We start from the raw sequence: 21,007 nt of genomic DNA, 5'->3' as shown, positions 1-21,007 counted from the left end.
AATATGATGCAACGATGGTTTCTGGTTCTTACCTGCGATTTCCGCATATATCCGGGGATGTGCTGACGTTTGTCGCCGATGACGACGTCTGGGCGGCCCCCGCGGAAGGGGGCAGGGCCTGGCGCCTGTCCTCCGATCGGGCCCCGGCGAGCCACCCCCGCCTGTCCGCCGACGCCTCCAAGGTCGCATGGACGAGCGTGCGCGAGGGCGATCCCGAGGTGTTCCTGGCCGACCTGGAGAGCGGTTCCGCCGAGCGGCTGACCTACTGGGGCGACTACCGCACCCGGACTCGCGGGTGGACCCCTGAGGGCCGGATCCTCGCCATCAGCGCGACCGGCCGGCCGTTCGGCTCCATGAGCTTCGCCTACGCGCTGGACACCGCCGGGAACGCCGAGCGGCTGCCGTACGGCCCGGTCACCGACCTGGCGATCACCGAGGACGCGACCGCGCTGCTGACCGCCTCCCTGGCCCGTGACCCGGGGACCTGGAAGCGCTACCGGGGCGGTACGGCGGGCCGGCTGTGGATCGGCGGGCCGGACGGCTTCACCCGGCTGCTGGCCGGGCTGGACGGCCACTTCGCCAGCCCGATGCTCGCCGACGGGCGCCTGGTCTTCCTGTCCGACCACGAGGGGGTCGGCAACCTCTACTCCACGGAACTCGACGGCACCGGGCTGCGCCGCCACACCGACCACGACGTCTTCTACGCCCGGCACGCCACCACCGACGGGACCCGGATCGTCTACCAGAACGCCGGTGACCTCTACATCCTCGACGGCCTGGACGCCGAGACCCGTAAGCTCGACGTCCGCCCCGGCTCCCCGCTGCGCGGGCGCCAGCCGCGGGCGGTGGACGCCGGCCGGAGGCTGGACGACCTGGCCGTGGACGCGACCGGCCGGGCCAGCGCGGTGGAGGTGCGGGGCACCGTGCACTGGCTCACCCACCGCGACGGCCCGGCGCGCCAGCTCAGCTCCGGGCTGGCCGCGGGCAAGCCCCGCATGCTCGGCGCCGACCAGGTGGTGTGGGTCATCGACGACGGGCGGACGCACGGCCTGGAGATCGGCCCGGCCGGGGGCGGGGAGACCCGCAGGATCGCCGAGGGGAAGCTGGGCGAGGTCGGGGACCTGGCCGTCGCGCCCGACGGGGGCACCATCGCGGTGGCGGCCAGGGACGGCAGGCTGCTGCTGGTGGACGTGGCCTCCGCCGAGGTCGTCGAGCTGGCCCGCGCCAACGGCCAGATCGACGGCATGGCCTGGTCGCCCGACTCCGCCTGGCTGGCCTGGTCGCACCCCGAGGCCACCCCGCTGCGCCGGATCCGGCTGGCCAGGGTGGTGGACCGGGTGATCCACGACGTGACCGACGGCCGCTTCGTGGACGTCTCGCCCGCCTTCGCCGGCGACCACCTGGCCTTCCTGTCGCGTCGCGGCTTCGACCCGGTCTACGACGCGCACTCCTTCGACATGTCCTTCCCGTACGGCTACCGCCCCTATCTGGTCCCGCTGGCCGCCTCCACCCCCTCGCCCTTCGCGCCCAGCATCGACGGGCGGCCGGTGGCCGGGGCGGACGGCGGCGACGGTGACGGCGACGGCGGGAAGAAGAAGGAGCCTGCCCCGATCACGGTGGACACCGAGGGGATCGTCGCCCGCGTCGTGCAGGTGCCGGTGCCCGAGGGCCGCTACTCGACGCTGCGCGCGGTCAAGGGCGGGTTCGTCTGGCTGCGCGAGCCGCTGGCCGGGGAACTGGGCGAGGACAGGGGCGACCTCGGCGGGGAATCGCCCAGGCCCGCCCTCGACCGCTACGACCTGGTCAAGCGCACCTGCGAGGAACTGGTCGACAAGCTCGACTGGTACCGGGTCAGCGGCGACGGCACCCGCCTGGTCGTCTCCGACAAGGGCACGCTCACCGTCCGCCCGGCCACCGGCAAGAACGGCGACGACGACGTGACCGTGGACGTGTCGAGGATCCGGATCACCGTCGACCCCGTCGTCTACCGGCGGCACGCCTACGCGCAGATGGGCCGCCGGGTGCGGGCCGACTTCTGGGTGGAGGACATGGCGGACGTCGAGTGGGACGCCGTGCTGGAGGAGTACCGGCCGCTGGTGGACCGGGTCGCCACCAACGACGACTTCGCCGACCTGCTGTGGGAGGTGGCCGGCGAGCTCGGCAGCTCGCACGCCTACGTCATCCCCGCGCCCTGGGGATCGCCCTCCAGCGACGCGGTGGGCCTGCTCGGCGCGGACGTCTCGCGCAACGACGAGGGCCGCTGGCAGGTGGACCGGGTGCTGCCCGGCGAGTCGTCGGACGTGCACGCCCGCTCCCCGCTGGCCGTGCCCGGCGCGGGGGTGCTGCGGGGGGAGACGCTGCTGGCGGTCGACGGCCGCCCGGTGCCGCCGCAGGGCCCCGCGCGGCTGCTGGTCGGCGCGGCGGGCAAGCCGGTCGAGCTGACCCTCGGGGGCGGGCGCCGGGTGGTCGTCACGCCGCTGCGTGACGACCGGCGACTGCGCTACCAGGACTGGGTGGCCGGTCGCCGGGCGCACGTCCGTGAGCTGAGCGGCGGGCGGCTGGGCTATCTGCACATCCCGGACATGGTCGCCGAGGGCTGGGCCCAGTTCCACCGCGACCTGCGCCGGGAGATGACCTTCGAGGGGCTCGTGGTGGACGTCCGGGGCAACCGGGGCGGCCATACCTCCGAGCTGGTCATCGAGAAGCTGCTGCGCCGGGTCATCGCCTGGGACCTGCCCCGCGGCCTGATGCCGATCACCTATCCCGAGGACGCCCCGCGCGGCCCGCTGGTCGCGGTCACCGACTACAACGCCGGCTCCGACGGCGACATCGTCACGGCCGCCTTCAAGATCCACAAGCTGGGCCCGGTGGTCGGCACCCGGACCTGGGGCGGGGTCATCGGCATCGAGGACGACCACCGCCTGGTGGACGGGTCGGCCGTCACGGTGCCGAGGTACTCCTTCTGGTTCGAGGGCCTGGGCTGGGGCGTGGAGAACTACGGAGTGGACCCGGACGTCGAGGTGGACATCACCCCGGACGACTGGGCCGCCGGGCGCGACCCGCAGATCGAGGAGGCGGTACGGCTCGCGCTGGCCGCTCTGGAGGAACGTCCCGCCGCGACCCCGCCGGACGCCGCGACCCGCCCCTCCCGGCGCCGTCCCGCCCTGCCGCCCCGCCCGTAGGGGGCATCCGGAGCCCCGGCCCCGGCGTTCGGGTGCCCCGGATGACAAATGTCATCCGGGGCACCCACGAGATCCATATCTCTCTGGTGATATCCACGACTACCTGCGACTGAGCAGGTAGATCATGATTTTTCCCATGAGAACACGACAGCTTGCGGACGCGACCGGCACCGGAACCACCGGCCCCGAGGACGTGATCGAGGTCGGCGGGCTCCGGCAGAAGTACGGTGACTTCGAGGCCGTGCGCGGCATCTCCTTCACCGTCCCCCGTGGAGAGGTCTTCGCCCTGCTGGGCACCAACGGGGCCGGCAAGACCACCACGATGGAGGTCCTGGAGGGCTACGCGCCCGCCACCGACGGCACCGTCCGGGTCCTGGGCCTCGACCCGATCCGGCAGCACCGCGAGCTGCGCCCCCGCGTGGGCATCATGCTGCAGGAGGGCGGCTTCCTCGGCGACCTCACGGTGGCCGAGACCGTGGACCTGTGGAAGGGACTGAGCCGGGACGCCGGCCGCCCGGTCACCATGTCCGGCAGCACCGAGCTGCCGGGCGGGTTCACCCTCCTGGGCAGCCGGATCCGGCGGGTCGACCGCGTCACCATGGGTGCGCTGGAGCTGGTGGGCCTGGAGAAGAAGGCCCGGGTCAGGGTCAAGCAGCTGTCCGGCGGCCAGAAGCGCCGGCTCGACCTCGCGCTCGCGGTGCTGGCGGCGCCCGAGGTGCTCTTCCTGGACGAGCCGACCACCGGGATGGACCCCGAGGCGCGCCGTACGACCTGGAAGGTCGTGGAGGACCTGCGCGACGCGGGCACCACCGTGCTGCTGACCACGCACTATCTGGAGGAGGCCGAGCGCCTGGCCGACCGGCTGGCCATCATGCACGAGGGCCGCATCCACACCCACGGCGCGGTCGAGGAGGTGGTGGCCACCTCCGGCGACATGATCGCCTTCCGGCTCCCCGGCACCTCCTGGACCTTCGGCGACCTGCCCGTGCTGGACGGCGTCGCCCCGGCGCTGACCTACGCCTCCGGCGGCACCGAGGTCGGCTACACCCTGTCCGGATCCGACGCCGGGACCCGCGCGCACGCCGCCCTCCGGCCGCTGCTCGCCTGGGCCGACACGCGTGGCGAGACCCTGGAGCGCCTGGCCGTGCGCCGCGGAACCCTGGAGGACGTCTTCATGCGGGTCGTGGGAGAGGCCTGAGATGCGCACGACGACGCTGAACGACGGTGTGACGGACGAAAGAGGTCCGCGGGGGCGTACGGCCCGCGCGGCGGACGAGGAGTGGCGAGCGATGACGAAGACCGATGTTCTGCACGCCGTACGGCTGGCGCGGCTCGACCTGACCCTGGTCGGCAGGAACACCACCGTGCTGTTCAACGTGATGCTGATGCCGCTGCTGCTCGCGGCCCTCTACAGCAGCTTCCCGACCGGTGACGTCGCCGGGGTGGAGGGCAAGGTGTTCGTCCTGACCGGCGTGCCCGGCCTGATGCTGGCGTTCGCCGTCTTCATCAACCTGGTCAACGCCTTCACCTCCCGCCGTGAGGAACTGGTGCTCAAGCGGCTGCGCGGGGGCCAGCCGTCGGCGGTGGCGGTCATGGCGGGCAGCGGCCTCGGCGCCCTGGCCGTCTTCCTCTTCCAGGCGCTGCTGATCGGGATCTGGGTCAACCGTTTCGAGGACGTCCTGCCGGTCAACGTGCCGCTGATGGTGCTCGCCGCCGTCCTGGGCGTCGCGGTGTTCGGCCTGCTCGCGGCGGCCTTCTCCGGGATGACGCCCAACGCGGAGATGGCGCAGATCACGGTGCTGCCGGTGCTGCTCGTCATGATGGTCGCCGCGCCGGTCGCCTTCCCCGCCGACGCGCTGCCCGGCCCGCTGGCCGTGGTCTCGAACCTGCTGCCGGTCACTCCGATCGTGGAGATGATGCGCACCGGCTTCCTCGGCGCCGACCACTTCGGCGACGGCGGCGAGAAGCTGACGATGGCCGGGCAGTGGACGGCCGCACTGCCCTCGATCGGGATCCTGCTCGTCTGGGTCGTGATCGGAGCGCTGCTGGCCAGGTGGCTGTTCCGGTGGGAGCCCCGGCACGGCTAACGTGGACCGCCGATGCTGACGAAAACTGATGACAAGGGGACGGGGCGCCTGAGGGCACTCGTCCCCTCGGGGCTGTTGCGGTCCCTGCTCCGGCGGCCGGCGGCCCCGGGAGCGGGCTCCCTCGCCGGGCTCTTCCGGAGGGACAAACGCTCCCAGGTCGAGCGGCTGCGCCGGCTGACCTTCTGGATGCTGAGCATCGGGGTCTTCCTGCCGTGGGTGGGCTCCCTCGGCTGGCTCTCCCGGGCCACCGGGACGGAGCCGATCCCCCTCATGCTCCTGGGGATCGTGTTGCTGATCCCCTTCAGCCTGCTCCAGGTGCGCATGGTCAGGGCCGCGATGGACGGCACCACCGCGAACCGGGAGATCGTCGCCTCGGGCGTCATCGCGCTGGTCGTGCTGGCGACCCAGGACGGGCACCTCTGGTCCTGGGGGCTGGCCGCCCTGGCCTGGAGCACGAGCACGGCTTTGCTGCTGAGCCGCTCCGCCACCCTCCTGGCCACCCTCGGTGCGACCGCGGTGGGGCTGTACCTGCTCTGGCCGGGCGCCCCCGACTCCCCGCAGGCTCTGGCGATCTACTCGGACGAGGAGAGCTTCGGCGCGACGATCGGCGGATATATCGGGATATCTCTGGTCCTGCCGTGGGCGAACCGGTTCCAGCTCTGGTTCTGGGAGGTGGTCCGGGCGGCGGAGGCCGGCAAAGAGGCCCAGGCCCGGCTGGCGGTGACCGAGGAGCGGCTGCGCTTCGCCCGCGATCTGCACGATCTCGTCGGGCACAGCCTGTCGGCGATCGCGGTCAAGAGCGAGGTGGCCGTCAAGCTCGCCAGGGCCGACGCCGACCGGGCGGCCGCCGAGATGGGCGAGGTGCGCGGGCTGGCCAGGGAGGCGCTGAAGGAGATCCGCACGGCGGTGCGCGGATACCGGACGGTCGACCTCGACGCGGAGCTGCGCAGCATGGTCGCCGTCCTGGAGGCGGACGGCGTCCAGTGCACGCTGCAGGCCCCGCCGGACGGGGTGCCCGAGGAACTCGCCACGTTGCTGTCCTGGCTCGTCCGCGAGGGCACCACCAACGTCCTGCGGCACAGCAGGGCGACCCGCTGCCGCATCTCCATCATGCTGCAGGAGGATCAGGCGGTGCTGGAGATGACCAACGACGGCGCGGCGGACGTGAGAGGGCGGGGCGGGACGGGCCTGACGGGGATGGCCGAGCGGGTGGCCTCCTCGGGCGGCTCGGTCACCGCCGGGCCGCACGGCTCGGGAGAGTTCAGGCTGCGGGCGGTGGTCCCCCTGGAGGGGGTCCGATGAGGCGGACGCCGCAGCGCGGTGCCGCCGGAGGAGGAACGGCGGGCGCCGGGTGGTCCGGTCCCGCCGCAGAGTGTCCGACGACGCGGGAGCCGGATGCTCCGGCCCCGCGCGAGAGTGTCCGATGACGCGGGAGCCGGGTGGTCCGGCGCCGCGGGAGGAGGTCCGGTGATCCGGGTTCTGCTGGCCGACGACGAGCACCTGATCCGGGGCGCGATCGCCACGTTGCTCGGGCTGGAGCCGGACATCGAGGTCGTGGCCCAGGTCGCCCGCGGGGACCTGGTGGCGCAGGCCGTACGGGAGCACGCGCCCGACGTGATCGTGCTGGACATCGAGATGCCCGGGATGGACGGCCTGAGCGTCGCCGAGACCCTCCCGGGGCACGCCGTGCTGATGCTGACCAGCTTCGGCCGCCCCGGGTACCTCCGGCGGGCGCTGGCGGCGGGGGTGCGGGGGTTCGTCCCCAAGGACGCCTCCTCCGACGAGCTCGCGACGGCGATCCGCAAGGTCTGCTCCGGCGGCCGCTATCTCGATCCGGAGATGGCCGCCTCGGCGATGATGGCGGGGGAGAGCCCGCTGACCGACCGCGAGCGGGACTCGCTGGCCCTGGCGGCCTCGGGCGCCTCGGTGGGAGAGATCGCGACCTCGCTCCACCTCAGCGAGGGCACCGTCCGCAACTATCTGTCCAGCGCGATCACCAAGCTGGGAGCCACCAACCGGATCACCGCCATCCGGGCCGCGCAGGAGAAGGGCTGGTTGTGAACCCCCGCGGCGCCGGAGCGCTCATATCGCCAGTGACCGGTTGAAGATGTACACGGCGGTTTTGACCACGCTCTCCACCGGAGGCGGATCCTCGGCCAGCACCCACTCGATGAGCAGCTCCTGGATCGCGCCGATCATGCCGAGCACCAGCAGGTGCAGGTCGACCCCGGTCTCCTCGGGCACCTGCAGGAGGTTGGTCTCGATGATCTGGGTGAAACCGGCCACGGCCTCCTGCCGGGACGAGGTGAGGCAGTCGCCGGCGCGCCGTACCTCCAGGTGCAGGATCCGCGCCCGGCGCGGATCCTCGGTGACGAACTCGATGTACGCGGCGACCCCCGCCTCGATCCGACCGAGCAGCGTGTTCGGGGCCTGTTCGACGGCCGCGGAGACCGCGGCGAGGTTGTCGCGCACACATCGGTTGTAGACCACCCACATCAGCTCGTCGCGCCCGGTGAAGCACTCGTAGAAGGCGCGGTTGGAGATGCGCGCGGCGGCGCACAACTTCTCGATCGTCGTATCGGGGAAGCCGAGGTCGGCGTAGAGGATGTACGCCGACCTGATGAGCCGTTCGCGCCGCTCGGCCAGTCGTTCTTCCGAAGACATTCCCCGATATGAGCGTCCGCTCATGTCAAGTCCCCGCTGCGGGGCGAGGACTTGACAGTTTTTGGCTGTATCACTTCCACTCCACGATCTTGGCTTCTGGAACCACCCATTATGGGTGCAAGATCCTTTTTGTGGAAGAGTCAAGACGCTATCGCTTGCGTCGCCCATGCAAGAACGTCACAAGCTTGACCAAGCGGTCAAGTTCGGCTTGCCCTCGAGTGAAGGATGTGAGATTCATTCCGGGAAGCCCGAAGCGCTGGCGGGAGACGGCCTTGGGCCGGGCGAACTCCCGCAGCCCGTCCGCGCCGTGGATCCGGCCGAAGCCGGAGTCGCCCACGCCGCCGAAGGGCAGGGCGGGGATGGAGGCGAACGAGATGACCGAGTTGATCGCCGTCATCCCGCTCCGCATCCGGCGGGCGAGCGCCATGGCCCGCCGTACGTCGCCCGAGAAGATCGTGCCGGCCAGCCCGTAGGCGGAGGCGTTGGCCAGCGCCAGCGCCTCCTCGGCGTCCGCCACGCGCCTGACCGTGAGGGTCGGGCCGAACGTCTCCTCGCGGACCGCGGGGGAGTCCTCGGGCACGTCCTCCACGATCACCGGATCGACGTACGGCTCCCGCACGGACTCCGGCCCGCCGAGGACCACCTTGCCCGTGGCGACGGCGTCGTCGATGTGCCGGCGGATCACGTCGATCTGCGCGGGCATGGTGACCGGCCCGTAGTCCTGCCCGGCCCGCACGTTCGCCGCCCGCCCGGTCAGCTCCCGCATGAAGTCGTCGTAGACCGCGTCGACCACGTAGACCCGCTCGACGCCGACGCAGGTCTGCCCGGAGTTGGACATCGCCCCCCACAGCGCCGCGTCCGCCGCCGCCGGCACGTTCGCGTCGGCGTCCACGATCAGGGCGTCCTTGCCGCCGCACTCGGCGACCAGCGGCGTCAGGTTCTCCGCGCACGCCGCCATCACCCGCTTGGCGGTGGCCGTCGATCCGGTGAACGCGATCTTCTTGATCCCCGGGTCGCCCGCGAGGGCGGCGCCGGTCTCGCCGAGGCCGGTCACGGTGCGCAAGACCGGCTGCTCCGGCACCGACTCGGCGAACAGGTCGGCCAGCAGCACGCCCACTCCCGGGGTCAGCTCGCTCGGCTTGAACACCACCGCGTTCCCCGCCGCCAGCGCGTAGGCGATCGAGCCCATGGGCGTGAACACCGGATAGTTCCAGGGGCCGATGACGCCGACGACGCCCAGGGGCAGATACTCCAGCGTGGCCGCGAGGTTGACCCCGACCATCCCGGGGGAGACCCGGCGCGGTCCCAGGACCTTGCGCGCGTTGCGCGCCGCCCAGTCGATGTGGGTGATGGCGAGGATCACCTCGAGGGTGGCGTCCGCCTTCGGCTTGCCGGTCTCCTGGTGGACCATGTCGACGACCCGGGCGATGTCACGGGTGACGACCGCCTTGTAGTCGAGCAGCCGCCGCCTGCGCTCGGCCCAGTCCAGTGCGCCCCACCACGCCGCGGCGGGCTCGGCGTCGGCCACCGCCGCGCGTACGGCGGCCGCGTCCTGGATCGGGTGCGTGCCGACGACGGCACCGGTGGCGGGGCTGAGGGAATCGAAGGTTCGCTGCTCGGTCGCCGTGGACATCGCGAGTCTCCTGTCTGAGTGACGGACGCCCCGATGCGTCCGCATGACGGACGCCTCGGAGGGCGGAGCGCCCGCCCTGCCCTTGTACGGGAGACGGGCACGGTGCGCTCACGATAGACCGTGTCCGTTGTGCAGTAAACCGTCACTTACTCGGGAGGGCCGGGCCGGCAGCGGCGCGAGGAGCCCCGGCCGGTGGTCACGTCCGCCGCAGGAGCAGGCCCCGGTCCATAGCCGTGGTGACCGCGGCGGTGCGATCGGAGACGCCGAGCTTGCCGAAGATCCGCAGCAGGTGCGTCTTGACGGTGGTCTCACTGATGAACAGCTCCCGGCCGACCTCCGCGTTGGTCAGCCCGCGCGCCACCAGGGAGAGCACCTCGGTCTCGCGCGGGGACAGCGACTCGGTCACGGGGGCCCGCATCCGGCTCACCAGCCTGGTCGCCACCGACGGGGACAGCACGGTCTCGCCACGCGAGGCCGCCAGGATCGCGGCCAGCAGGTCCGCCCGCGAGGTGTCCTTGAGCAGATAGCCGGCGGCCCCGGCCTCGACGGCGCGGACGATGTCCTGGTCGGTCTCGTAGGTGGTCAGCACGATCACCCGGCTCTCCGGCCGGTCCGCCAGGATGCGCGAGATCGCGCCCACCCCGTCACCGCCCGGCATGCGCAGATCCATCAGGATCACATCCGGCGTCAGCTCCCGCGCCCGCACGACCGCCTCGTCCCCCGAGGCGGCCTCGCCCACCACGGTGATCCCGGGGTCGGCCTCCAGCATCCCGCGCAGCCCTTCCCGGACCACCGGATGGTCATCGACGATCATCAGACGCAGCAAGGTCACACTCCCGGATCGGCGGGGACGGCGGTTTCGGATGCGGTGCGGTCTGTTCCCGGGCCGATGGGGGCGGTGGCTCCGGATGCGGCGTGCTCCGCTCCCGGGTAGATCGGGACGGTGACCTCAAGAGTCGTGCCAGCGCCGGGCACGCCGGTCAGGACGAGCGCGCCGCCCGCCTGCTCCACCCGGGCGCGCATGCCGCGCAGGCCGTACCCGTCGACCGCCGCCGGATCGAAGCCGCACCCGTCGTCGCGCACCTGCAGCGTCACCGACTCCGGCCCGTAGCTCGTCACGACGTCCACGCGGTCCGCCGCCGCGTGCTTGCGCACGTTGGCCAGAGCCTCCTGGACGGCCCGGATGAGCACCACCTCGACGGAGGGCGCCAGCGGACGGGAGTCGCCCCGGACGGCGGTGGAGGCCGTGATCCCCGTCTCCTCGCCGAGCCGGGCGGTGAGCCTGCCGAGGGCCTCGTCGAGAGTGGAGCCGTTCAGGGGCGCGGGGGACAGCGCCGCCACCAGCGCGCGGGCCTCGGCCAGGTTCTCCCGCGCGGTCCGTACGGCCAGCGCCAGATGGCGGCCGGGGTCGGGCTGGGCCTCGGCGGCCTGGATGAGCATGATGATGCTGGTGAACCCCTGGGCCAGGGTGTCGTGGATCTCCCCGGCCAGGCGCTCCCGCTCGGCCAGGGCTCCCCGCTCGGCCGACAGCCGCGCGACCTGCGCCCGCTGGGCCTCCAGCTCCTCGATGAGCGCGGCCCGCTCCTCACTCTGCTCCATGATCCGCTCCATCCATATGCCGAACACGCCGGAGAAGAAGATCACGATCATGGTGACGGTCAGCAGGTTGAACGCGCCGCCCGTCCCGCCGTCGATGACGAAGAACCGCACGGCGGGGGTGAGGTTCAGCGCGACCACGCCGAGGATCGCCTGCCTGGCCGGGAGCACCATGAAGCACTGCGGGCAGAGCCCGAAGAGCGCGAACGTCGTCGCCGGTTCGATCAGCACGGCCGGGGTGAACAGGGCCATGATCAGGGTGAGATAGACGATTCCCCGGCGCCGGTTCTCGTTCGTGATGGCGGGGCGGCCGATCAGCAGATAGACCGGCGTGATCGCCGCCATGAGCCCGGCGGCGGCGAACCTCTCCGGGGCGGGAGCCTCGCTCGTCGTGAGGACGAACACCGCCGGAATCATGGTGGCGAGGACCAGCAGCGCCTCCCAGCCGATCAGCGACTCCCAGGCGTGCGGCCCCGCCGGTCCGCCGGCCCGGTCCGGACGGGCCGGCGGACCGACGAACCCGGCCAGCCGCCGGAAGGGCCCGGCCGGAGGCTCCGCTATCCGTCGCGGCGGCTCTTCCAGCGGAAGGTCGTCAGGCACAGCACCAGTCCTCCGATGACCCACGCGCCCAGAACCAGCGCGACCCGGTCGAGTTCATATGATTCGGCGAGCTCCAGTGTGGCACCGGCCTCTCCCAGGAACACCGACCGGAATCCCTGGCACATCCACTTGAGCGGGAAGAACGACGCGATCCGGACCAGCCACTCGGGCAGCTGGCTGATCGGGATGAACACCCCCGAGATGAACTGCAGCACCACGAACGGCATCGCGATCACCGCGCTGGCGCTCTTGCCCGATCGGGGCAGGCTGCTGACCGCGATGCCGAGCAGCGACGATCCGAACACGCCGAGCACGAACACCCAGGCGAAGGTCAGCCAGGTGGAGACCTCCGCGGGCAGCTCCAGCTCGAACAGCGCCACCCCGATGGCCAGCAGGATCACGACCTGGACGAAGGAGATGAGAAGGGTGTTGAGCGCCTTGCCCACGAAGTAGGCGGCCGGGGGCATCGGCGTGCCGGCCAGCCGCTTGAGCGTGCCGTCGTCGCGGTCCATCGCGATGCCGATGCCGAGGTTCTGGAAGCCCGTCATGGCCGCCGAGCCGATCAGCCCGGCGACGTAGAGCTGGGAGACGTTGAGACCGGTGCCCTCCAGATCGTCCGCGAAGATCGATCCGAAGATCACCAGCAGGATGATCGGGAAGGAGAAGGTGAAGATGACCGCGTCCCTCTCCCGGAAGAACATGCGGGTCTCGAGGGCCGCCCGCGACAGGCCCGTCCTGACCGGGGAGGGCAGCTTGGCGGGAGCCACCGGAAGGGCGGCGTCGGGAACGATGGTCTGGCTCATGGAGCTGCTTTCTCAAGCGACTGAGGTGGGTTGTCCGGATAAGCGGCGTGGGGACGGTGGGGGTGAGGTGTCCGCCGGAGGATCGGCGGTCCGGCCGCGTCCGGCCGGCGGCCGGAGGTGAGGATCCCCCGCAGGGGCGGGACTCGCCGCAGGCGAGCGGCCGTCGAAGAGGTGGACTCGCCTCGGAGGGGTCTCCTTGCGGAGCGGATGTCCTCCCGCAGGCGGCGTCAGCCTTCGATGAGGCGGAGATAGATCTCCTCCAGGGACGGCCGGGTCACCGTCAGCTCCGGGATCTCGCCGTCGAACCGCCGGGTCAGCTCCAGCACGGTCTCGGTGGGGGTGTCGGTCTCCAGGGAGCCTCCCGCCCAGCGGACCGTCGCCTTGGCGGTGGCCCGGCCGCCCAGGGTCGCGGGCTCTCCTTCGGCCACGATCCGGCCCTTGGCGATCACCGCGACCCGGTCGGCCAGCGCCTCGGCCTCGTCCAGATAGTGGGTCGTCAGCACGATCGTGGTCCCCTGATGGGCCATGTTCCCGATCAGCTCCCAGAACTGGCGGCGGGCCTCCGGGTCGAACCCGGTGGTCGGCTCGTCCAGGAAGAGCAGTTCGGGACCGCCGATCACGCCCAGCGCCACGTCCACCCGGCGCCGCTGACCGCCGGAGAGCTCCCGGATCCGCTTGTCGGCCTTGTCGGTCAGGCCGACCTGCTCGATCACCTGATCCGGGTCCATGGCGGCGGGGTAGTAACCGGCGAAGTGCCGGACCGTCTCCCGCACCGTCGCCTCGGCCACGTCGTCGGCCGTCTGCAGCACCACCCCGACCCGGGAACGCCACTCACGGGTGGGCCTGCCCGGGTCGGTCCCCAGGACGCTGACCTCGCCCGCGTCGCGCCGCCGGTAGCCCTCCAGGATCTCCACCGTGGTCGACTTCCCCGCCCCGTTGGGCCCGAGGATCGCGAACACCTCGCCCGCCTTGATGTCGAGGTCGATGCCCCCGACCGCCTGCACGTCGCCGTAACGCTTGGTCAGGCCGCGCACTTTCACCGCTGTGGTCATGCCTCAAGACTCGTCCGGGCACGCCTCGACCGGCACCAACGGCCGATGGAATCCCCTGTCCTCCATTCGGAGGACAGGCCCGGGCCGTACGGCGTGGCCTCCCGCACCGGGCCGTCACAGACCCGGGGGCCGCAGACCGGGACGGGCGGCGGGTCAGAACAGGGTGGGGTTCTCCGGCTCGATGCCGCGCAGGGCGTCGTAGTCGAGGGTCACGCAGTCGATGCCGCGGTCGGCGGCGAGCACCCGGGCCTGGGGCTTGATCTCCTGGGCGGCGAAGACGCCCTTGACCGGCGCCAGCAGGGGGTCGCGGTTGAGGAGTTCGAGATAGCGGGTGAGCTGCTCGACGCCGTCGATCTCGCCGCGGCGCTTGATCTCCACCGCCACGGTGGCGCCGTTGTGGTCGCGGCAGAGGATGTCCACCGGACCGATCGCCGTCATGTACTCGCGCCGGACGAGCGTGTAGCCCGGACCCAGCGTGGTGATGTGCTCGGCCAGCAGTTCCTGCAGGTGGGCCTCGACGCCGTCCTTGATCAGGCCCGGGTCGACGCCCAGCTCGTGGCTGGAGTCGTGGAGGATCTCCTCCATGGTGAGGACGAGCTTCTCACCGGTCTTGCCGTGGGTCACCGTCCAGGTGCTGCCGTCCTCGCGGAGCTTGCACGGCGGGTTCATCCAGTTGAGCGGTTTGAACGCACGGTCGTCGGCATGGATCGACACACTGCTGTCCGCCTTGATGAGGATGAGCCGGGGGGCCATCGGGAGATGGGCGGTGAGCTTTCCCACGTAATCCACGCTGCAACGAGCGATGACCAGCCGCATGAGCGACAACCCTACCGGCCCGACGGCACCGGCCGCCCTCCGAAGAGGACGGCCGGTGGATGCGACGGGCGGCGGGCCGCCGCGGGAGCCCGTCAGCGCGCGACGGCGGAACCGTCCCGCACGACTTCGGAGAGCTTGACCCGCGCGCCCGTGCGCAGGACGGCGCGCTCGTAGATCCGGGCGCCCACGACCAGCACGGCCGCCGTCGCGATGATCATCAGGGCCGCCGCCACGCCCATCTCCCACAGGGGCACCTCGCCGGCCGCCGTGCGGACCGGCATGACCATCGAGGAGAAGGGCGGGATCATCGACAGGATGCGGGCCACCGGGCTGCCCGGCTCGACGGCCGCGAAGTAGGACACGAAGTAGGCGGCCATGATCAGCATCATCATGGGGGTGAGGACGCTGCTGACCTCCTCCTGCCGGGAGACCAGCGAGCCGAGCGCGGCCGCCAGCGTGGCGAAGAAGGCGTAGCCGAGCACGAACCAGAACAGCGTGCTGACCACGACACCGCCGATCCCGGGCGGCATGTCGGAGGCGAAACCGCTGATCGCGGCGGCTCCCAGGCCGGCCACGATCACCACGACGAGGTTGAGCAGCGCCAGCGCGCCCAGTCCCACGATCTTGCCGCCGAGCAGCTGCCAGGGGCGGATGGAGGTCAGCAGGATCTCGACGATGCGGCTGCCCTTCTCCTCGACCACGCCCATGGCGACGTACATCGACGGCTGGAGGAGCTGGAAGAACAGCAGCATGACCAGCAGCGTCGCGATGCCCGTCCGCGCGCCCGCGTAACGGGTGTCGGCGCCGACGGAGACCTGCTCCAGCGGGGCGACCCGCATCGCCTCGGCGACCTTGGCGGCGTCGAGCCCGGCCGCGGCGAGCTGCCTGCCGGCCTGGGCCGTCTGGTGGGCGCCCTCCAGCAGCAGGCCCAGCTCCCGGTCCACCTCGCCGTCGGCGAACACCCTGCGGTCGTCGACCACGACCGCGTCCACGTCGCCGTCGAGGACGGCCTTGCGGGCGGCGGCCTCGTCCGCGAACGGCTTCACGGTGATCTCGACGTCCTTGGCCGCCCCGGTGAGCGCGGGCTGCAGCGTCGAGGGGCCGACGAATCCCACGGTGTAGGAGTCGGGGCCGGCGAAGAGCTTGGGCAGGAAGGCCAGGGCGCCGACCAGCAACGCGCTGATCACCAGGCCGATGACGAACGCTTTCGTACGGCCGCGCGTGGCGATCTCCCGTCGCGCGACCAGCCACAGTCCACTCATGCGATCTCCTCGCCCATCGGTCCGCAGCCCGCGTACGCGAACGTGCCGTTCCGGTTGATCCGCCTGCTCATGCCACCGCCTCCCGGAAGATCTCCGTGAGCGTGGGCCGCTCCCAGCCGAAGTGCTCGACGGTCCCCGCCTTCGTGGCGGCGCGCAGGATCTCCTGATCGCTGCCGTTCACGTCGGTGAAGAGCACCTCATCACCCTTTTCGGTGATATTTCCGCCCAGTCCGGCCGTCCAGCCGGGCGCCGCGTCCCGGACCACCACCTTGAGCAGGCGGCGTCCCTCCCGGGCCCGCAGCTCCTCCACCGTGTCGCTGGCCACCATGCGACCGGCCGAGATGATGCCCACCGAGTCGCACAGCCGCTCCACCAGGTCGAGCTGGTGGCTGGAGAAGAGCACCGGGACGCCCGCCGTGCGGCGCTCGACGAGCACCTCGGCGAGCGCGTCGACGGCGATGGGGTCCAGGCCGGAGAAGGGCTCGTCCAGGACGAGCACCTCGGGGTCGTGCACCAGGGCGACGGCCAGCTGCACGCGCTGCTGGTTGCCCAGGGACAGGGCGCCCACCTCGTCACCGGCGCGTCCGGTGAGCGAGAGCCGTTCGAGCAGGTCGGCCGTGGCCTTCGCCGCCTGGGCGGCGGACATGCCGTTGAGCCGGCCGAAGTACTGGACCTGCTCGGAGACCTTCATCTTCTGGTAGAGGCCGCGCTCCTCCGGCATGTAGCCGAACTTCCGCCTGTCCTCGAAGGTGAGCGGCCTGCCGTCCCGGCGCACCTGCCCGGAGTCGGCGGCCAGCACCCCCATCAGGATGCGCATCGTGGTGGTCTTGCCCGCGCCGTTGGCGCCCACGAAGCCGAACATCTCGCCCGGCTTCACGGCGAACGACACTCCCGCCAGGGCTGTTTTGTCGCCGTAGCGTTTGTGCAGATCGTCGATTTCGATCATCAGGGGGATCCTTCGGTCAGTCTTTTCAGCACGGAGACGTAGTCGTCGAACGCGCGGCGTCCGTCGTCGGTGAGCGAGAGCCAGGTGCGCGGCCGTTTGCCGACGAACACCTTCTCGACCTCGACGTAGCCGGCGTCCTCCAAAGTGATGATGTGCTTGGAGAGCAGGGAGTCGCTCACCTCGATCGTGTCGCGCAGGAAACGGAACTCCGCCCGCTCCGCCGCGGCCAGCGCGGCCATGATCGACAGCCGGACGGGGGCGTGGATGACCTCGTCCAGATCGTGGCGCGGATGCGAGCCGGTACCGCTCATCGGGCCGCCCGCAGGATGCGCCAGACCGCGTAGAACAGCGGAAGACTGGTGCCCACCGTCAGCACGACCAGCGCCGCGACCCACAGGCCGCCGGGGTCGTCGGGGCGCAGGAAGACCCCGAACACCATCACGGCCACGGTCAGGACGCAGTAGGCGACCGTCACCGGGCCGGTGGGTCTGTTGACCCACTCGACCTCGCGGTCCTTGACGCCCATCCGGTGCATCTGGACGACGGAGGCGACGGTGAGGGCGATCCACGTCACCCCCGCCACGCCCTTGGACCAGCCGGGTCCGAGGGACATGACCAGCCAGTAGGCGATGGTGGCGAACCCCATGACCGTGAACGTCATCGCCATCGACCGGGCCGGGCGCCGGGCCCTCCGGTCGACCTCGTCGATCTGCCGAAGGGCGTCATCCGGAGTGAACTCGTCTTCCATGACTCCTCCTCCGCTCATCAACTCAAACCGTAGCCAATACTCAACTCTCATTCAAGTAGTTGCCGCCCCGACATTGCGATCGGCGGGCACCCGGCCGTTGGGGTGCGCGGACCGCCTCTGAAACACTGGGGCGGTGCGGGGCGGCAGGCCCCGTGAAAGGGCAGCCGGTGCACGGCACGACGGGGAGAGGCGATGGCGAGCACCTTTGAGACGGTCGGCGTGGTCGGGCTGGGCACGATGGGCGCGGGAATCGCCGAGGTGTTCGCCCGCGCCGGACTGACGGTGATCGGGGTCGAGGCCGACTCCGGAGCGCTGGAGCGCGGACGGGGCCACCTGGAGGCCTCCACGGACAGGGCCCTGGCGCGGGGCAGGCTGACCGGGGACCAGAAGGCGGAGATCCTCTCCAGGGTGACCTTCACCACCTCCCTGGAGGACCTCGCCGAGGCCGACCTGGTCATCGAGGCCATCCCCGAGGTCATGGACTTCAAGCGGGCCCTGTTCACCGACCTCGACCGCGTCTGCAAGCCCTCCGTGGTGCTCGCCACCAACACCTCCTCGCTGTCGGTCACCGCGATCGCGGCCACCACCACCCGGCCGGGCCGGGTCGTGGGCATGCACTTCTTCAATCCCGCCCCGGTCATGAAACTGGTCGAGGTGGTCCGCACCGTGACCACCGACGAGGGACTCGCCGACGAGGTCGCCGATCTCGCGCGCCGCCTCGGCAAGACGCCGGTCGTCGTCGGCGACCGCGCCGGGTTCGTGGCCAATCGGCTCCTGCTGCCCTACCTCAACCAGGCGGCGGTCATGCTGGAGAACGGCGTGGCCGGCAGGGACGACATCGACGCCGCGATGCGGCTCGGCGTCGGGCTGCCGATGGGCCCCTTCGCCCTGCTCGACCTGATCGGCCTGGACACCTCCTACGAGATCTGCGAGGTGCTCTTCCGCGAGACCCGCGACCGCCGTCACGCCCCGGCGCCGATCCTGCGCGAGCTCGTCACCGCCGGCCTGCTAGGGCGCAAGTCCGGCCAGGGCTTCCACTGCGCCGAGGAGCCCGAGAGCCCCTCGCCCGACGAGAAGCCGTCGGCGAGCTCGGTGGGGGTGCTCGGGGAGGGCGCCGAGGAGTTCGGCGCCAGGCTCTCCGGGGCCGGGTTCAAGCTCGTCGACGCCGACGACGCCGAGCTGGTCATCGCCCTGTCGCGCACCCCCGTGGTCGAGCTGGCCGTACGGCTCCCGCACCCCGGGCGCCTCGTCGGCCTGCACCTGGTCGGCGACCGGGTTGCCGAGGTCGCCTCCACGGTGCTCACCTCGCCGGAGGTCGCGAGCGTCGCCCACGGCCTGATGCGGATCCTCGGCCTGACCGCGGTGCCCTGCAAGGACCGCGCCGAGTTCGTGGTCGACGCCCTGCTGTACCCCTATCTGAACGACGCCGTGCGCATGTACGAGTCCGGCTACGCCTCGATCGAGGACGTCGACACGGCCATGAGGCTCGGCTGCGGCTACCCCGAGGGACCGTTCGAGATGCTCGACCGGCTGGGCCTGGAGACCGTCCGCGACGGCCTGCGCGCCCTCTACGCCGAGTACCGCGACCCCTGCTTCGCCCCCGCGCCGCTGCTGGACCAGCTCGTCACCGCCGGCGTGCCGAGCATCCGCGACCTGTCGTCGTGAGCCCGCGCAAGGCCAGGCGGATGGACCCCTTCGACCGGGGGTCGGGCAAGACCTCCCGGCCCGTCGGGCGGTCGGTGCCCGGCGTCGACCGGATCGAGGAGTGGCCCGACGGCGACTGGCACGTCCGCCGCCTCACCGGCGCGGGGGCCGACAAGACCTACCGCTGCCCGGGTTGCGACCAGCTGATCAGCCCGGGCCTGCCGCACCTGGTGAGCTGGCCCGCCTGGCAGGGCGGCGAGGACGAACGCAGGCACTGGCACACCGCGTGCTGGCGCAACCGGGCCAGGCGCGGCCCCGGCCGGAGCCGTTACTGAAGGCCGGTGCCGTACCGGCGGCAGCGGTTCCGAGGGCCGGGACGCGCCGGCCCGCCATGGCAACGAACCCACGAAAGGCATGAGATGGAGATCCGGGCCGCCACGGTCCTGCCCGCCAGGCGCGAGCCGATCGAGCTGCACACGGCCGACGGGCTGACGCTCGTGGGCGAGCTGGCGCTTCCGCCCGAGCGGCCGCCGGCGGCCACGCTGATCTGCCTGCACCCGCTGCCCACGCACGGCGGCATGATGGACAGCCACGTCTACAAGAAGGCCGCCAACCGGCTGCCGGCCCTGGCCGACCTGGCGGTGCTGCGCTTCAACACCCGCGGCACCGGCTCCGAACGCGGCACCTCGCAGGGCGCCTTCGACGGCGGGGAGGGCGAGCGGTTCGACGTCGCCGCCGCGCTGGAGTACGCCGAGTTCCACGACCTGCCGAATGTCTGGCTGATCGGCTGGTCCTTCGGCACCGAGCTGGTCCTCAAGTGGGGTCACGACCCGCTGGTGCGGGGCGCCGTCCTGCTCTCCCCGCCGCTGCACCGGGCCGGTGACGCCGACCTCGACGCGTGGGCGGCGTTCGGCCGCCCGCTGACCGCGCTGGTCCCCGAGTTCGACGACTACCTCCAGCCGCCGCAGGCCCGCACCCGCTTCGCGCGGGTGCCGCAGGCCGAGGTCGTGGGGGTGGACGACGCCAAGCACCTGTGGGTGGGCGAGCCGTACGTGCGGATCGTGCTCGACGAGATCGTCCGCCGGGTGAACCCCGCCGCCTACCCCCTCCCCACCGAGGTCGCCGACTCGTAGAATCTTGTTCGGTTCGAGCCGCACGGTGCGGCGTTCGCGGACAACGAGGAGGCGGCCGTGCAGGCGTTCGATCTTTCCGGCCAGAAGGCGTTCGTCACCGGCGCGTCGCGGGGCATCGGGCGGGCCGTCGCGGTCGCGTTCGCCCAGGCCGGCGCGGACGTCGCGCTGGTGTCCCGGTCGCCCGAGTCCCTGGCCGAGACGGCCAAGGAGATCGAGGAGCTCGACCGCCGGGCCGTGGTGATCCCGTGCGACCTCACCGACCGGGACGCCGCGGCGGCGGCCGTACGGCGGGCGATCGAGGACCTGGGCCACGTCGACGTGGTGGTCAACAACGCGGGCGGGTCCAACTTCCTCGTACCGTTCAAGGACCTGCGGCTGTCCGGATGGGACAAGCTGATGCGGCTCAACCTCGACTCGGCCATGGCCGTCTGCCACGCCTTCGCCCCCCACCTACTCGACCGCGGTTCCGGATCGGTGATCAACGTGTCCTCGGTGGCGGCCAAGGGCGCGCCGTTCCTGGCCCCGTACGCCGCGGCCAAGGCGGGCCTGGTCGCCCTGACCAAGACCCTGGCCCTGGAGTGGGCCGGCAGCGGCGTCCGGGTCAACGCCCTGTGCCCCGGCTGGACCGCCACCGACCTCAACCGCAACCTCTGGGAGGACCCGGCCTCGAGCGAGGCGACCGTCCAGACCGTCCCCATGCGCCGCTGGGGCACCGCGGAGGAGATGGCGTACCCGGCCCTGTTCCTGGCCGCCCCGGCCTCCGCCTACATGACCGGCCAGGTGCTCCTGGTCGACGGCGGGGTCAGCGCCACCTCATAACGGGTCCATAGTCAAGGGGTGT

Annotated in this window: 20 protein-coding genes; 9 read left to right on the top strand and 11 right to left on the bottom strand. The window is 71.6% G+C overall.

Annotated elements, in window-relative coordinates:
* The first annotated feature begins 14 nt into the window (after window positions 1-14).
* The 5 genes from Pta02_RS16205 to Pta02_RS16185 all read left to right on the top strand — a co-directional run bounded on the left by Pta02_RS16205 (window position 15) and on the right by Pta02_RS16185 (window position 7,330).
* A complete protein-coding gene (locus Pta02_RS16205; protein WP_203875654.1) occupies window positions 15-3,182 on the top strand; it encodes a S41 family peptidase in 3,168 nt (1,055 codons plus the stop codon).
* Between the two features lie 136 nt (window positions 3,183-3,318).
* Complete coding sequence (locus Pta02_RS16200; RefSeq protein WP_203875653.1) at window positions 3,319-4,380, top strand: ABC transporter ATP-binding protein; 1,062 nt, start codon at window positions 3,319-3,321, stop codon at window positions 4,378-4,380.
* Window positions 4,381-4,471: 91 nt separating this feature from the next.
* Window positions 4,472-5,269 (top strand): ABC transporter permease, encoded by a 798-nt coding sequence (locus Pta02_RS16195; protein WP_203875652.1) that lies wholly within the window; start codon window positions 4,472-4,474, stop codon window positions 5,267-5,269.
* Between the two features lie 12 nt (window positions 5,270-5,281).
* Window positions 5,282-6,571, top strand: a complete 1,290-nt coding sequence (locus tag Pta02_RS16190) for a sensor histidine kinase (protein ID WP_203875651.1) — start codon at window positions 5,282-5,284, stop codon at window positions 6,569-6,571.
* Between the two features lie 165 nt (window positions 6,572-6,736).
* Window positions 6,737-7,330 (top strand): response regulator transcription factor, encoded by a 594-nt coding sequence (locus tag Pta02_RS16185; RefSeq protein WP_203875650.1) that lies wholly within the window; start codon window positions 6,737-6,739, stop codon window positions 7,328-7,330.
* Between the two features lie 21 nt (window positions 7,331-7,351).
* Here Pta02_RS16185 and Pta02_RS16180 read toward each other — a convergent pair whose 3' ends face one another.
* The 11 genes from Pta02_RS16180 to Pta02_RS16130 all read right to left on the bottom strand — a co-directional run bounded on the left by Pta02_RS16180 (window position 7,352) and on the right by Pta02_RS16130 (window position 17,389).
* On the bottom strand, window positions 7,352-7,933 hold the full coding sequence (locus Pta02_RS16180) for a TetR/AcrR family transcriptional regulator (protein ID WP_239130712.1): 582 nt from the start codon (window positions 7,931-7,933) through the stop codon (window positions 7,352-7,354).
* 148 nt (window positions 7,934-8,081) lie between these two features.
* Window positions 8,082-9,566, bottom strand: a complete 1,485-nt coding sequence (locus tag Pta02_RS16175; protein ID WP_203875648.1) for an aldehyde dehydrogenase family protein — start codon at window positions 9,564-9,566, stop codon at window positions 8,082-8,084.
* Between the two features lie 196 nt (window positions 9,567-9,762).
* On the bottom strand, window positions 9,763-10,392 hold the full coding sequence (locus Pta02_RS16170) for a response regulator (RefSeq protein ID WP_203875647.1): 630 nt from the start codon (window positions 10,390-10,392) through the stop codon (window positions 9,763-9,765).
* Window positions 10,393-10,394: 2 nt separating this feature from the next.
* Complete coding sequence (locus tag Pta02_RS16165) at window positions 10,395-11,762, bottom strand: sensor histidine kinase (protein WP_203875646.1); 1,368 nt, start codon at window positions 11,760-11,762, stop codon at window positions 10,395-10,397.
* Complete coding sequence (locus tag Pta02_RS16160; protein ID WP_203875645.1) at window positions 11,720-12,565, bottom strand: ABC transporter permease; 846 nt, start codon at window positions 12,563-12,565, stop codon at window positions 11,720-11,722. The genes Pta02_RS16165 and Pta02_RS16160 overlap by 43 nt, the downstream gene beginning before the upstream one ends.
* Before the next feature lie 227 nt (window positions 12,566-12,792).
* Window positions 12,793-13,617: an ABC transporter ATP-binding protein gene (locus Pta02_RS16155; protein WP_203875644.1), complete on the bottom strand. Its 825-nt coding sequence runs from the start codon at window positions 13,615-13,617 to the stop codon at window positions 12,793-12,795.
* Window positions 13,618-13,770: 153 nt separating this feature from the next.
* Entirely contained in the window at window positions 13,771-14,433 is a 663-nt protein-coding gene (gene nucS / locus Pta02_RS16150) for an endonuclease NucS (RefSeq protein ID WP_203875643.1), read from the bottom strand.
* Window positions 14,434-14,525: 92 nt separating this feature from the next.
* On the bottom strand, window positions 14,526-15,695 hold the full coding sequence (locus Pta02_RS16145; RefSeq protein ID WP_203875642.1) for an ABC transporter permease: 1,170 nt from the start codon (window positions 15,693-15,695) through the stop codon (window positions 14,526-14,528).
* A 67-nt stretch (window positions 15,696-15,762) separates the two neighbouring features.
* Window positions 15,763-16,641 (bottom strand): ABC transporter ATP-binding protein, encoded by an 879-nt coding sequence (locus Pta02_RS16140; RefSeq protein WP_203875641.1) that lies wholly within the window; start codon window positions 16,639-16,641, stop codon window positions 15,763-15,765.
* Window positions 16,641-16,952: a winged helix-turn-helix domain-containing protein gene (locus tag Pta02_RS16135; protein ID WP_203875640.1), complete on the bottom strand. Its 312-nt coding sequence runs from the start codon at window positions 16,950-16,952 to the stop codon at window positions 16,641-16,643. The genes Pta02_RS16140 and Pta02_RS16135 overlap by 1 nt, the downstream gene beginning before the upstream one ends.
* Window positions 16,949-17,389: a hypothetical protein gene (locus Pta02_RS16130; RefSeq protein ID WP_203875639.1), complete on the bottom strand. Its 441-nt coding sequence runs from the start codon at window positions 17,387-17,389 to the stop codon at window positions 16,949-16,951. Before Pta02_RS16130 ends, Pta02_RS16135 begins: the two co-directional genes overlap by 4 nt.
* A 192-nt stretch (window positions 17,390-17,581) precedes the next feature.
* On the opposite strand from Pta02_RS16130, the gene Pta02_RS16125 reads away from it, so the two are divergent.
* From Pta02_RS16125 to Pta02_RS16110, 4 genes are all read left to right on the top strand, one after another.
* The gene (locus Pta02_RS16125) at window positions 17,582-19,054 is read left to right on the top strand and encodes a 3-hydroxyacyl-CoA dehydrogenase family protein (protein WP_203875638.1); all 1,473 of its coding nucleotides are present in this window, start codon (window positions 17,582-17,584) and stop codon (window positions 19,052-19,054) included.
* Complete coding sequence (locus tag Pta02_RS16120; protein ID WP_203875637.1) at window positions 19,051-19,368, top strand: Rv1322 family protein; 318 nt, start codon at window positions 19,051-19,053, stop codon at window positions 19,366-19,368. The genes Pta02_RS16125 and Pta02_RS16120 overlap by 4 nt, the downstream gene beginning before the upstream one ends.
* 84 nt (window positions 19,369-19,452) lie before the next feature.
* Window positions 19,453-20,166, top strand: a complete 714-nt coding sequence (locus Pta02_RS16115) for an alpha/beta hydrolase (RefSeq protein ID WP_203875636.1) — start codon at window positions 19,453-19,455, stop codon at window positions 20,164-20,166.
* A gap of 57 nt (window positions 20,167-20,223) precedes the next feature.
* Window positions 20,224-20,985 (top strand): SDR family NAD(P)-dependent oxidoreductase, encoded by a 762-nt coding sequence (locus Pta02_RS16110; RefSeq protein ID WP_203875635.1) that lies wholly within the window; start codon window positions 20,224-20,226, stop codon window positions 20,983-20,985.
* The last annotated feature ends 22 nt before the right edge of the window (window positions 20,986-21,007 follow it).

This window comes from Paraplanobispora takensis (genome assembly GCF_016863195.1).
Taxonomy (GTDB): domain Bacteria; phylum Actinomycetota; class Actinomycetes; order Streptosporangiales; family Streptosporangiaceae; genus Planobispora; species Planobispora takensis.
The sequence above is the reverse complement of the archived record's forward strand: the minus strand, read 5'-3'. Positions and strand labels throughout refer to the sequence as shown.

Bases quoted from the DNA above. Each gene is read 5' to 3' on its own strand.
- Pta02_RS16205 (WP_203875654.1), top strand. From the start codon at position 15: ATGGTTTCTGGTTCTTACCTGCGATTTCCGCATATATCCGGGGATGTG.
- Pta02_RS16200 (WP_203875653.1), top strand. From the start codon at position 3,319: ATGAGAACACGACAGCTTGCGGACGCGACCGGCACCGGAACCACCGGC.
- Pta02_RS16195 (WP_203875652.1), top strand. From the start codon at position 4,472: ATGACGAAGACCGATGTTCTGCACGCCGTACGGCTGGCGCGGCTCGAC.
- Pta02_RS16190 (WP_203875651.1), top strand. From the start codon at position 5,282: ATGCTGACGAAAACTGATGACAAGGGGACGGGGCGCCTGAGGGCACTC.
- Pta02_RS16180 (WP_239130712.1), bottom strand. From the start codon at position 7,933: ATGTCTTCGGAAGAACGACTGGCCGAGCGGCGCGAACGGCTCATCAGG.
- Pta02_RS16175 (WP_203875648.1), bottom strand. From the start codon at position 9,566: ATGTCCACGGCGACCGAGCAGCGAACCTTCGATTCCCTCAGCCCCGCC.
- Pta02_RS16160 (WP_203875645.1), bottom strand. From the start codon at position 12,565: ATGAGCCAGACCATCGTTCCCGACGCCGCCCTTCCGGTGGCTCCCGCC.
- Pta02_RS16155 (WP_203875644.1), bottom strand. From the start codon at position 13,617: ATGACCACAGCGGTGAAAGTGCGCGGCCTGACCAAGCGTTACGGCGAC.
- nucS (WP_203875643.1), bottom strand. From the start codon at position 14,433: ATGCGGCTGGTCATCGCTCGTTGCAGCGTGGATTACGTGGGAAAGCTC.
- Pta02_RS16145 (WP_203875642.1), bottom strand. From the start codon at position 15,695: ATGAGTGGACTGTGGCTGGTCGCGCGACGGGAGATCGCCACGCGCGGC.
- Pta02_RS16140 (WP_203875641.1), bottom strand. From the start codon at position 16,641: ATGATCGAAATCGACGATCTGCACAAACGCTACGGCGACAAAACAGCC.
- Pta02_RS16135 (WP_203875640.1), bottom strand. From the start codon at position 16,952: ATGAGCGGTACCGGCTCGCATCCGCGCCACGATCTGGACGAGGTCATC.
- Pta02_RS16130 (WP_203875639.1), bottom strand. From the start codon at position 17,389: ATGGAAGACGAGTTCACTCCGGATGACGCCCTTCGGCAGATCGACGAG.
- Pta02_RS16125 (WP_203875638.1), top strand. From the start codon at position 17,582: ATGGCGAGCACCTTTGAGACGGTCGGCGTGGTCGGGCTGGGCACGATG.
- Pta02_RS16115 (WP_203875636.1), top strand. From the start codon at position 19,453: ATGGAGATCCGGGCCGCCACGGTCCTGCCCGCCAGGCGCGAGCCGATC.